The sequence below is a fragment of the Neisseria flava genome, from assembly GCF_982712965.1.
The window spans coordinates 1-11,397 of the sequence record NZ_CEXQBZ010000040.1; the positions used below are offsets into that span (position 1 = coordinate 1).

At 54.3% G+C, this 11,397-nt stretch carries 12 protein-coding genes and 1 pseudogene; 10 read left to right on the forward strand and 3 right to left on the reverse strand.

Annotated elements, in window-relative coordinates:
* Both AC5M9B_RS02805 and AC5M9B_RS02810 read left to right on the forward strand, forming a co-directional pair.
* Positions 1–465: pseudogene (locus AC5M9B_RS02805) on the forward strand (transposase family protein); the annotation flags it as partial.
* Between the two features lie 22 nt (positions 466–487).
* Positions 488–916 (forward strand): TOBE domain-containing protein, encoded by a 429-nt coding sequence (locus AC5M9B_RS02810; protein ID WP_039410102.1) that lies wholly within the window; start codon positions 488–490, stop codon positions 914–916.
* Positions 917–992: 76 nt separating this feature from the next.
* Here the strand turns inward: AC5M9B_RS02810 and rph are convergent, their stop codons facing one another.
* Complete coding sequence (rph, locus tag AC5M9B_RS02815; protein ID WP_070440706.1) at positions 993–1,733, reverse strand: ribonuclease PH; 741 nt, start codon at positions 1,731–1,733, stop codon at positions 993–995.
* 161 nt (positions 1,734–1,894) lie between these two features.
* On the opposite strand from rph, the gene AC5M9B_RS02820 reads away from it, so the two are divergent.
* The 3 genes from AC5M9B_RS02820 (at position 1,895) to AC5M9B_RS02830 (ending at position 5,702) form a co-directional block, all read left to right on the forward strand.
* Complete coding sequence (locus AC5M9B_RS02820; RefSeq protein WP_487648219.1) at positions 1,895–2,776, forward strand: YicC/YloC family endoribonuclease; 882 nt, start codon at positions 1,895–1,897, stop codon at positions 2,774–2,776.
* A gap of 212 nt (positions 2,777–2,988) precedes the next feature.
* Positions 2,989–4,377 carry a class II fumarate hydratase gene (gene fumC / locus AC5M9B_RS02825; RefSeq protein ID WP_209282751.1) on the forward strand — a complete coding sequence of 463 codons (1,389 nt, stop codon included), beginning with the start codon at positions 2,989–2,991 and terminating at the stop codon, positions 4,375–4,377.
* Between the two features lie 185 nt (positions 4,378–4,562).
* Positions 4,563–5,702 carry a THUMP domain-containing class I SAM-dependent RNA methyltransferase gene (locus AC5M9B_RS02830; RefSeq protein WP_070656779.1) on the forward strand — a complete coding sequence of 380 codons (1,140 nt, stop codon included), beginning with the start codon at positions 4,563–4,565 and terminating at the stop codon, positions 5,700–5,702.
* Positions 5,703–5,774: 72 nt separating this feature from the next.
* On the opposite strand, the gene gloA is transcribed toward AC5M9B_RS02830, so the two are convergent.
* Positions 5,775–6,182, reverse strand: a complete 408-nt coding sequence (gloA, locus tag AC5M9B_RS02835) for a lactoylglutathione lyase (protein ID WP_019271354.1) — start codon at positions 6,180–6,182, stop codon at positions 5,775–5,777.
* 218 nt (positions 6,183–6,400) lie between these two features.
* On the opposite strand from gloA, the gene AC5M9B_RS02840 reads away from it, so the two are divergent.
* The 5 genes from AC5M9B_RS02840 (at position 6,401) to pntB (ending at position 11,046) form a co-directional block, all read left to right on the forward strand.
* Positions 6,401–7,942, forward strand: coding sequence for a Re/Si-specific NAD(P)(+) transhydrogenase subunit alpha (locus AC5M9B_RS02840; RefSeq protein WP_209282752.1), 1,542 nt, complete (start codon positions 6,401–6,403; stop codon positions 7,940–7,942).
* A gap of 3 nt (positions 7,943–7,945) precedes the next feature.
* Positions 7,946–8,329, forward strand: a complete 384-nt coding sequence (locus tag AC5M9B_RS02845) for an MAPEG family protein (protein ID WP_019271356.1) — start codon at positions 7,946–7,948, stop codon at positions 8,327–8,329.
* 90 nt (positions 8,330–8,419) lie between these two features.
* A complete protein-coding gene (locus AC5M9B_RS02850) occupies positions 8,420–8,821 on the forward strand; it encodes a GFA family protein (protein ID WP_487648220.1) in 402 nt (133 codons plus the stop codon).
* Between the two features lie 87 nt (positions 8,822–8,908).
* A complete protein-coding gene (locus tag AC5M9B_RS02855; protein WP_487648221.1) occupies positions 8,909–9,562 on the forward strand; it encodes a class I SAM-dependent methyltransferase in 654 nt (217 codons plus the stop codon).
* 98 nt (positions 9,563–9,660) lie between these two features.
* Positions 9,661–11,046, forward strand: a complete 1,386-nt coding sequence (gene pntB / locus AC5M9B_RS02860) for a Re/Si-specific NAD(P)(+) transhydrogenase subunit beta (RefSeq protein WP_487648222.1) — start codon at positions 9,661–9,663, stop codon at positions 11,044–11,046.
* Positions 11,047–11,205: 159 nt separating this feature from the next.
* Here pntB and AC5M9B_RS02865 read toward each other — a convergent pair.
* A partial coding sequence (locus AC5M9B_RS02865; protein WP_487648223.1) for a hypothetical protein occupies positions 11,206–11,397 on the reverse strand: 192 nt, incomplete at its 5' end.

Below are 11,397 nucleotides of genomic sequence, written 5' to 3' on the forward strand. Positions count from 1 at the left end.
TCATCATTGACGTTACCGAAAGCCCGATTGAACGTCCCAAAAAAACAGCGGCAGTATTACAGCGGCAAGAAAAAGCGACACACGGTTAAAATCCAAGTCATATACGGCAGAGAAACTGAAAAAATCATCAGCATCCAGACGGGGATGGGTGCTCAGCATGACATGCGTTTAGCCAAGAAGCACCTTGCAGAGCTTTATCCCTACAAAATAGTCATTGCGGATAGGGGTTATCAAGGATTGGCTAAAACCGGATTACAGACCCCGAAAAAGAAATCCAAACATCATCCGCTGAACAAACAGGATAAAGAGGCGAACAGGCGGTTAGGCAAACTCAGAACCGTCATCGAGCACATCAACAGGAACCTTAAGATATTCAAAATATTGTCACTGCCTTACCGCAACAGGCGGAAACGGTTCGGGTTAAGGGCAAATCTGATTGCAGGACTGGTTAATGCGATGGGATGAATATTTTCGCAAGAGGTCTATTATGCAAATCAGCGCACGCAACCAATTCAACGGCATCGTTAAAGACATCCGCAACGGTGCGGTCAACAGCGAAGTAACCGTATCCCTGCCGACCGGACAGGAAATCGTAGCAGCCGTTACTTGCGAAAGCGTCAGCAACCTCGGCTTGGAAAAAGGCAAGGCCGTTGTGGTGCTGATTAAAGCGGGCAGCATCTTGATTGCCAACAATCTCGACAACATCAAACTTTCCGCGCGTAACCAATTGTCAGGCATCATCAGCCATATCGAACGCGGTTCGGTCAACAGCATCGTTGACTTGGACTTGGGTGATGGCTTGGCTTTGAGCGCGGGCATTACCATGAAAAGCAGCGATTTGCTGAATCTGGTACCCGGCCAAAAAGCAACGGCAATCTTCAAAGCAGGCGCCGTTATTTTGGGCGTATTGGCATAATCCGAACCGTCCGATTCCAAAAGGTCGTCTGAAACTTCAGGTTTCAGACGACCTTTTTATCATTTGCAGAATGCCGTTATCCGATAGGGCAGGATATTTTTAATGCGTTTTGCTGGTGCGCCGTCAACTCGGCAATGCCTTTTTGCGCCAACGCAATCAGTTTGCCCAATTCGTCCAAGCTGAACGGTGCGCCTTCCGCCGTGCCTTGGATTTCGATGATTTTGCCCGAAACGGTCATAACGATGTTGACGTCGCTGTCGCAGCCGGAGTCTTCGGGGTAATCCAAATCCAAAAGCGGTACACCGTTCACGACGCCTGCGGAGACGGCGGCAACGGCTTCGCGGATGGGATTTTCGCTGATGAGGTCGTCTGAAAGCAGCTTGTTGACCGCAATTTGCAGTGCGACGAATGCGCCGGTAATAGACGCGGTGCGCGTTCCGCCATCAGCCTGAATCACGTCGCAGTCAATTAGGATTTGGCGTTCGCCCAGTTTTTCCATATCTACGACGGCGCGAAGCGAACGCCCGATAAGACGCTGGATTTCCTGAGTACGGCCCGATTGCTTACCCGCCGCGGCTTCACGGCGCATACGCGAGGCGGTGGACGCAGGCAGCATCCCGTATTCGGCGGTAACCCAGCCCTGCTCCTTGCCGCGAAGGAACGGCGGAACATTTTCGTCGATGGAAGCGGTGCAGATAACTTTGGTGTTACCGCATTCAATCAGGCACGAACCGTCGGCGTGCGGCAAAAAGTGCGGGGTGATTTTGATGTCGCGCAGGCTGTCGGCAGCGCGTGAAGTGCGGGTGTAATTGCTCATGATTTGTCCTTTGGGGAAGCGGTGAAAATTTGTGGTCGGTATTATACGGGATTCGTCGGGATGGCTGCTTAAGGTCGTCTGAAATCGTTTTCAGACGACCTTATTCTATATTGTGTTATAGTCCCTCCACTTTCACTCGTATTTTGAAACGGAGTAAAACCATGACTCAATCCATCCATATCCACAGTATGACCGGCTTTGCCAATGCCGCAGGCGAATGCGGCGGCAAGCGCGTGAACTTGGAAATCCGCGCGGTGAACCACCGTTATCTGGATGTCCAATTCCGTATGCCCGAAGAATTGCGCTATCTGGAAGGCGCGTTACGCGAAAAAATTGCGGCTTCAGCCGCACGCGGCAAACTGGAATGCCGCATTCAGTTGCAGGACGCGGCGGTCGGCGGGCAGAGTTTGGAAACCAATGAAGAATTGGTGAAACAGCTTGCCGATTTGAACAAAACTTGGCGCAAGGAACACGGTTTCGGCAAGCTGACGGTCGCTGAAGTATTGCGCTTTCCCGGGGTGTTGGCAGGTCAAAGCGAAGATCCGGAGGCTTTGGTGAAAACCGTGCAAGAGCTGTTGGATGAGGCTTTGAAAGAATTTGCCGCCGCCCGAAAACGCGAAGGTAAAAAACTCGGCGAACATCTGTTGCAACGTTTGGTCAGCATGGAAGAAATCGTGGATGCCTTGAGCGAACTGTTCCCCAGCCTGCTTCAGGCGCATATGGACAAGGTGAACGCGCGTTTGGCGGAGGCGGTCGGCAATGTCGACAACGACCGCTTGCAGCAGGAATTTGCGTTGTTTATCCAAAAATCCGATGTTGACGAAGAATTCAGCCGCCTGCGCACGCACATCGCCGAAGTCCGCCGCATCGTTACGGAAAACAAAGGCAGCGCGGGCAAACGCTTGGACTTCCTGATGCAGGAACTGAACCGCGAAGCGAACACGCTGGGCAGCAAAGCAATCGCGGCTGAATGCACGCAGGCTTCAGTCGAACTGAAAGTCTTAATCGAGCAAATGCGCGAGCAGGTTCAAAACATCGAATAAGCCTTCAAAAATAAAGCAAAGGTCGTCTGAAAAGCCATTTTCCGCTTTTCAGACGATCTTTTTTGATACCGCAATCCGCACCCTGCCCTATTGTTCAATATACTGCCCCACCCTATTTACCAAACCTCCCTCCCCCGCTTTTCAGACGACCTCCTGCCCGCTATAATACGCTTGCAAATTATTTGCATTATCATTTAACTTAGGAGAAACAAATGAGCACCCGTACCGAACACGACACCATGGGCAATGTCGAAGTCCCGTCCGAAGCCTATTGGGGCGCGCAGACCCAGCGCAGCCGCAACAATTTCAAAATCGGCGGCGAAACCCTGCCGCAGCCGTTGATTTATGCTTTGGCGCTGGTGAAAAAAGCCGCAGCCGCCACCAATGTTTCCCTCGGCAGGATTAAGCCTGAGCAGGCGGATTTGATTACGCAGGCGGCGGACGACGTGTTGAACGGCAAGCTCGACGGGCAGTTTCCTTTAGTAGTATGGCAAACCGGCTCCGGCACGCAATCCAATATGAACATGAACGAAGTGCTGGCAAACCGCGCCAACGAAATCGCCGGTACGGGTTTGGCGGCGTACCAGCCCGTCCATCCCAACGACCATGTGAACCACGCGCAATCGACCAACGACGCGTTCCCGACCGCCATCCACGTCGCCGCTGCGATTGAAATCAACCGCCACCTTATTCCGGCGGTAAAAGCCCTGCGCGACACCTTGGACAAAAAAGCCAAAGAATTCGCCCCCATCGTCAAAATCGGCCGCACCCACTTGCAGGACGCGACGCCGCTGACTTTGGGACAAGAGTTTTCCGGCTACGTTTCCCAGCTCGACCACGGCTTAGGCCGTCTGAACGACGCACTCAAAGGTTTATACGAACTCGCCTTGGGCGGCACGGCGGTCGGTACGGGCTTGAACAGCCATCCCGAATACGCCGAAAAAGCCGCCGCCAAACTTGCCGAATTGTCCGGCCTGCCGTTTGTCAGCGCGCCGAACAAATTTGAAGCCTTGGGCGGACGCGATGCCGCCGTTGCCGCTTCGGGCGCATTGAAAACGCTGGCGGCAAGCCTGAACAAAATCGCCAACGACATCCGCTGGCTGGCAAGCGGCCCGCGCTGCGGTTTGGGCGAAATCAAAATCCCCGAAAACGAGCCGGGTTCGTCCATCATGCCTGGCAAAGTCAACCCGACCCAATGCGAAGCGATGACCATGGTGTGCTGCCAAGTGTTCGGCAACGACGTTACCATCGGCATGGCGGGCGCGTCGGGCAATTTCGAGCTGAACGTCTATATGCCCGTCATCGCCTACAACCTCTTGCAATCCATCCGCCTCTTGGGCGACGCATGCAACAGCTTCGATGAACACTGCGCCGTCGGCATCGAACCCGTGCCGGAAAAAATCGACTATTTCCTGCACCATTCCCTGATGCTCGTTACCGCGCTGAACCGCAAAATCGGCTACGAAAACGCCGCCAAAGTCGCCAAAACCGCCTATAAAAACGACAAATCGTTGCGCGAAACCGCCGTTGAGTTGGGCTTGCTGACAGGCGAAGAGTTTGACGAACTGGTTGTTCCCGCCGATATGGTTCATCCGCGTTGATTGGCGGTTTGAAATACGGCAAAGGTCGTCTGAAAACCGGGATTGGTTTTCAGACGACCTTCTTTATCTCAACAGCCATATCGCCCGCTTTCTGCAATTTTCAGACGACCTTTCGATAATCCCGTTGCGAAAAGCATTATAATCACCGCAATCTCAGTTCAACCGCCCTACCCCGAAAGGTTCGCATGTCCACTTATTCCCTCTTCGTTACCTGCCCGCGCGGTCTTGAAGCCCCTTTATCCCAAGAACTCGAACAACTCAAATGCCAAGACATCCGCGCCGTTGACGGCGGCGTCGCGTGCAAAGGCGGTATGGAGCAGGTGTACCGCATCAACCTGCATTCGCGCACCGCAAGCCGAGTGCTGTTGCGCTTGACCAAAAGCGGCTACCGCAGCGAGCAAGACATTTATAAAGCGGCGAAAAACATCCGCTGGACGGATTGGTTCGACTTGGAACAAACCTTCAAAGTTAAAGTAGAAGGCAAGCGCGCCCAAGTCAAAAGTTTGGATTTCGTCGGGCTGAAAATCAAAGACGCCGTATGCGACGTGTTCCGTGACGCTTGCAGCGCGCGTCCCAGCGTCGGCAAAATCCGCCCCGACATCCGCATCCATGCCTTTATTGACGAGCGCGACATTCAAATTTTCATCGACACATCCGGCGAAGCCTTGTTCAAACGCGGCTACCGCCAAGACACGGGCGAAGCGCCGGTGCGCGAAAACTTGGCGGCAGGCTTGCTGCTGCTGGCAGGCTATGACGGCACGCAGCCTTTCCAAGACCCGTTTTGCGGCAGCGGCACCATCGTCATCGAAGCCGCGTGGATTGCCACCCGCCGCGCGCCCGGTTTGATACGCCGTTTCGGGTTTGAAAAGCTGAAAAACTTCGATGCCGCCCTTTGGAAAAAGCTGCAACACGAAGCCGAAACGCAAATCCGCCCCGCGCCTGCCCCGATTTCGGGCAGCGACAATGACCGCTATATGATCCGCGCCGCGGTTGCCAACGCCCAAGCTGCCGAAGTGGACACGTTTATCCGTTTTGAAGTCAAAGACGCGCAGGACACCCGTCCGAACGGAGAGGGCGGCATTTTGATTTCCAATCCGCCTTACGGCGTCCGCCTTGCCGAAGTCGAAGCCCTGCAAGCCCTTTACCCGCAGTTGGGCGCGTGGCTGAAGCAGCATTACGCGGGCTGGCTGGCTGGCATGTTTACCGGCGACCGCGATATGCCGAAATTCATGCGCCTTTCGCCCAAACGCAAAATCCCGCTTTACAACGGCAACTTAGACTGCCGCCTGTTTTTGATGGATATGGTCAAAGGGTCGAACCGATAAATATAATAAAAGTCGTCTGAAACAGATTTGGCGGGTTTCACCAAACGTTTCAGACGACCTTTTGACAAAAAATCAGTATTTCACCGAATCATTGCCGCTGTTTTTCTGAATAAACTCGATTTTATAGCCGTCGGGATCTTCAACAAAAGCAATAACGGTCGTGCCGTGCATCATCGGCCCTGCTTCGCGCACGACTTTTCCGCCCATCTCTTTTACACGTTCGCAAGCTTTATAAGCATCGTCCACTTCGATAGCGATGTGGCCGTAGGCGTTGCCTAAATCATAGCTTTCGGTATCCCAGTTGTGGGTCAATTCCAAAACCGTATTTTCAGTTTCGCTGCCATAACCGACAAAAGCCAGCGTGAAACGGCCTTCCGGGTAATCGTGGCGGCGCAAGAGCTTCATGCCCAAAACGTTTTGATAAAAATCCAAAGATTTTTCAAGGTTGCCGACGCGCAGCATGGTGTGGAGCAGGCGCATGATTGTGTTCCTTTTATATGTTGTTAAAACAGGATTTTAACACGAAACGCAAGCCCTAGCCCGTATCAACGGCAGCAAACATAAGCTTTCAGACGACCTTTACCGTAAAAGTAAACCATCCGCCGCAGCTATTGCCAGCCGTCAAAAAATTCGCTATAAGGGAATTATATGAAACATATTAACATTTATATACAGACAACCCAAAAAAGGATTCAGAGATGAAAATCGGTATCCCACGCGAGTCATTATCCGGCGAAACCCGCGTCGCCTGTACGCCTGCCACCGTTGCCCTGTTGAGCAAACTGGGCTTTGAAACCGTTGTCGAAAGCGGCGCAGGTTTGGCGGCAAGTTTGGATGATGCGGCTTATCAAGCAGCAGGCGCGACCGTTGCCGACAAAGCAACGGTTTGGGCATGCCCTTTGCTTTACAAAGTCAACGCGCCGTCCGAAGGCGAGCTGCCGCTGCTCAAAGAAGGGCAAACCATCGTCAGCTTCTTGTGGCCGCGCCAAAACGAGGCTTTGGTCGAAGCCTTGCGTGCCAAGAAAGTGAACGCGCTGGCGATGGACATGGTGCCCCGTATTTCGCGCGCACAGGCTTTGGACGCTTTGTCTTCGATGGCAAACATCAGCGGCTACCGCGCCGTGATTGAAGCCGCCAACGCCTTCGGCCGTTTCTTCACCGGTCAAATCACCGCCGCCGGTAAAGTGCCGCCCGCGCAGGTTTTGGTGATCGGTGCCGGTGTGGCAGGTTTGGCGGCGATCGGTACGGCAAACTCGCTCGGCGCAGTGGTCCGCGCGTTCGACACTCGCTTGGAAGTGGCGGAACAAATCGAATCGATGGGCGGTAAGTTCCTGAAACTCGACTTCCCGCAAGAATCAGGCGGCAGCGGCGACGGCTACGCCAAAGTGATGAGCGACGAATTTATCGTCGCCGAGATGAAGCTCTTTGCCGAACAGGCGAAAGAAGTGGACATCATCATCACTACCGCCGCCATTCCGGGCAAACCCGCGCCCAAGCTGATTACCAAAGAAATGGTGGAAAGCATGAAATCCGGCTCCGTCATCGTCGATTTGGCGGCGGCGACGGGCGGTAACTGCGAACTCACCAAACCGGGCGAATTGTTCGTAACCGACAACGGCGTGAAAATCATCGGCTACACCGACATGGCAAACCGCCTTGCCGGACAGTCTTCCCAGCTTTACGCCACCAACTTGGTGAACCTGACCAAGCTGTTAAGCCCGAACAAAGACGGCGAAATCACGCTGGATTTTGAAGACGTGATTATCCGCAACATGACCGTTACCCGCGACGGCGAAATCACCTTCCCGCCTCCGCCGATTCAAGTTTCCGCCCAGCCGCAGCAAACGTCGTCTGAAAAAGCCGCGCCTGCCGTCAAGCCCGAGCCGAAACCCGTTCCCCTGTGGAAAAAACTCGCGCCCGCCGTCATCGCCGCCGTATTGGTACTGTGGGTCGGCGCGGTTGCTCCCGCAGCATTCTTGAACCACTTTATCGTGTTCGTCCTCGCCTGCGTCATCGGTTACTACGTCGTCTGGAACGTCAGCCACTCGCTGCATACCCCGCTGATGTCCGTGACCAACGCCATTTCCGGCATCATCGTCGTCGGCGCGCTGCTGCAAATCAGCCAAGGCAACGGCTTCGTTACCCTGCTTGCCTTCATCGCCATCCTGATTGCCAGCATCAACATCTTCGGCGGCTTCTTCGTTACGCGCCGGATGTTGAATATGTTTAGGAAAGGGTAAAGCATGACTTTAGCCTATTGGTGCATCCTGATCGCATCGCTGCTGCCACTGTTTTGTTCCTTCATCGCCAAAGCGCAGGGCGGATTCCAGCCGTCGGACAATCGAAATCCGCGCGATTTCCTCGCTCGCACGCAAGGCTTATCAGCGCGCGCCAATGCCGCGCAGCAAAACGGTTTTGAAGTATTCGCTCCGTTTGCCGCCGCTGTTTTGGTGGCACACGCCACAGGCAACGCAGCGCAATCGACCATCAACCTTTTGGCAGTATCGTTCATCGCCTTCCGCATCGCTTATATTTTCAGCTATCTGAAAGACAAACCGAGCCTGCGTTCGGCAATGTGGACGGGCGGATTCGTCTGCACCATCGGGCTGTTTGTAGCCGCTGTCTGACAGCGGGGTCGTGAAAACGAGCGACGCAAGTTTTGACAACACCGTTTCAGACGAACTAGAAGTCAGCTTTCAAATATAAGGAGTTCGACCATGAAAGCAAAATGCCTGTGCGGCGACGTATCTTTAGAAGTGGAACACGACAAACACGTCCACGCCTGTCATTGCCGGATGTGCCGCACTTGGGGCAGCGGCGCGACGTTTTCGCTGATTGCCGCCAAACCGCCGAAAATCGACGGCAGTGAAAACATCGCCCGCTACCATTCGTCCGAATGGGCGGAACGCGCGTTCTGCAAAAACTGCGGCACCCACCTGTTCTACCATTTCCTACCGAACGACAGCTATTTCGTCTTCGCCGGACTGTTTGCCGACAACGCCGATTTCAAATTGGAAGAGCAGATTTACATCGACGCCAAAGCCCCGTATTACGAACTGGCAAACGACACGCCCAAGCTGACCGAAGAAGAATTTTTGGCACAATTCGGCGGCGAATAGGCAACCCGATACAGAGGTCGTCTGAAAACCCTCATTCCGGATTTTCAGACGACGTTGAATCAACCGCCCCGATAGTCGGAGAACCCTATGAACCTGTCCCCCGAACAAACCGCCGCCCAACTGCGCTGTCCGCATGACGAAGCGGGAACAGCGTTCGGGCAGATGATGAACCTGCGCAACCTGACACAGATTCTTGGTTCGTTTGAAGCGGTGCAACTGCAAAACGGAGACCGCATCCTAGAAACGGGTTGCGGCAACGGCGGGCTGCTCGGCTACATTTTGTCGCAGGCAGAAAACCTGCATTACACAGGCTTGGAAATTTCCCCGTTGATGCACGCACAGGCGCAGGCATTCAATGCCCCGTTTCTCGAAGCAGGGCTGGCGGATTACCGGCTGTACGACGGCGGCGCGCTGCCTTTTGCCGATGAAAGCTTCGACAAAATCGTTTCCGTCAATACCGTCTATTTTTGGGACGACGCACCAAGCGTGCTTTCAGAACTGAGCCGCGTGCTGAAATCCGGCGGGCGGCTATGCCTGAATTTCTGCGAAAAAGACTTTATGGCAAGACTGCCGTTTGCCGCGCACGGCTTCGCGCTCTATGATGCCGCCGACATCCGCGCCCTGTCGGAAAACCTGCCGTTGCGCTGCATTCGGGAACAGCGAAGCCGCGATTGGGCGGTCAGCAAAAGCGGCAATCTGGTGCGAAGGGAATTTGTCATAGTCGTCTTTGAAAAACACTAAGCATCAGGGTATCAGGGTCGTCTGAAAACCCGAAATTCAGTTTTCAGACGACCCGATTAAAAAACACAGTTACTTTCACAAATAATTGGAGAATCACCATGTCTTCAGGACTCGTTACAGCGGCGTACATCGTAGCCGCGATACTGTTCATCTTCTCGCTGGCGGGGCTGTCCAAGCAGGAAACTGCCAAGCAGGGCTGTTATTCCGGCGTAGCGGGGATGGCGGTCGCCTTGTTCGTTACCGTGTTTTCCGAAAACACCCACGGACTCGGCTGGATCATCATCGCCATGCTGATCGGCGCCGCCGTCGGCATCTACAAAGCCAAAAAAGTAGAAATGACCGAAATGCCCGAACTGATTGCACTTCTGCACAGCTTCGTCGGCTTGGCAGCCGTTTTGGTCGGCTTCAACAGCTATATCGAGCCGGGCAACGTGTCGCACGATATGCACACCATTCATCTGGTCGAAGTCTATTTGGGCATCTTCATCGGCGCCGTAACCTTCACCGGCTCGCTGGTCGCGTTCGGCAAGCTCAACGGCAAAATCAGCAGCGCGCCGCTACAACTGCCCGCCAAACACAAGCTCAACCTCGCCGCATTGGTTTTATCCTTTATCCTGATGCTGGTGTTCGTATCCGTTGACGGTAGCGGCTTCATCCTGATCCTGATGACCCTGATCGCCCTTGCATTCGGCTGGCACTTGGTCGCCTCCATCGGCGGCGCGGATATGCCCGTGGTCGTGTCCATGCTGAACTCCTACTCCGGCTGGGCAGCCGCAGCGGCAGGCTTCATGCTCTCCAACGACCTGCTCATCGTCACCGGCGCACTCGTCGGCTCTAGCGGCGCGATTCTGTCCTACATCATGTGTAAAGCCATGAACCGCTCCTTCATCTCCGTCATCGCAGGCGGCTTCGGTACCGACGGCTCCGCCGCAGCCTCAGGCAGCGAAGAAATCGGCGAATACCGCGAAGCCAAACCCGCCGAAGTCGCCGAGATGCTGCGCAACGCCAGCAGCGTCATCATCACCCCGGGCTACGGCATGGCAGTGGCGCAGGCGCAATACCCCGTTGCCGAAATCACCGAGCTTTTGCGTAAAAACGGCACTGAAGTGCGCTTCGGCATCCACCCCGTCGCCGGCCGCCTGCCCGGTCATATGAACGTATTGCTTGCCGAAGCCAAAGTCCCCTACGACATCGTTTTGGAAATGGACGAAATCAACGACGACTTCCCTGAAACCGACGTAGTGCTGGTCATCGGCGCGAACGACACCGTCAACCCCGCCGCCCAAACCGACCCGAACAGCCCGATTGCCGGCATGCCCGTATTGGAAGTGTGGAAGGCAAAAGAAGTCGTCGTCTTCAAACGCTCGATGAACACCGGCTACGCAGGCGTACAAAACCCACTGTTCTTCAACGAAAACAGCGTGATGTGCTTCGGCGACGCGAAGAAAACCGTTGATGAGATTTTGGCGGAATTGAAGAAATAACATCTGACGCTAAGATAAAAGGTCGTCTGAAAACCTGATTTCAAGGTTTTCAGACGACCTTTTCTTATGAACAAATCACGCCAAAAACCCCCTTCTGCCGTCTGGCGGAAGAAGGCTGGGGAGAGGGTGGCTCTATGGGCTGCACCAGTTTGATTTTGCCTAAAGCCACAAAGCCACCACCATCCTAACCTTCCCCCGCCGGACGGGGGAAGGAACAAAGTTGCTGACACGGCAAGAGGTCGTCTGAAACCGCAAACTTATTTTCAGACCTTTTTTATAAACAAACCACACCAAACACCCCAACGCCGTCATTCCTGCATAGGCGGGAATGACGGTAGTCGGAAAGAAATT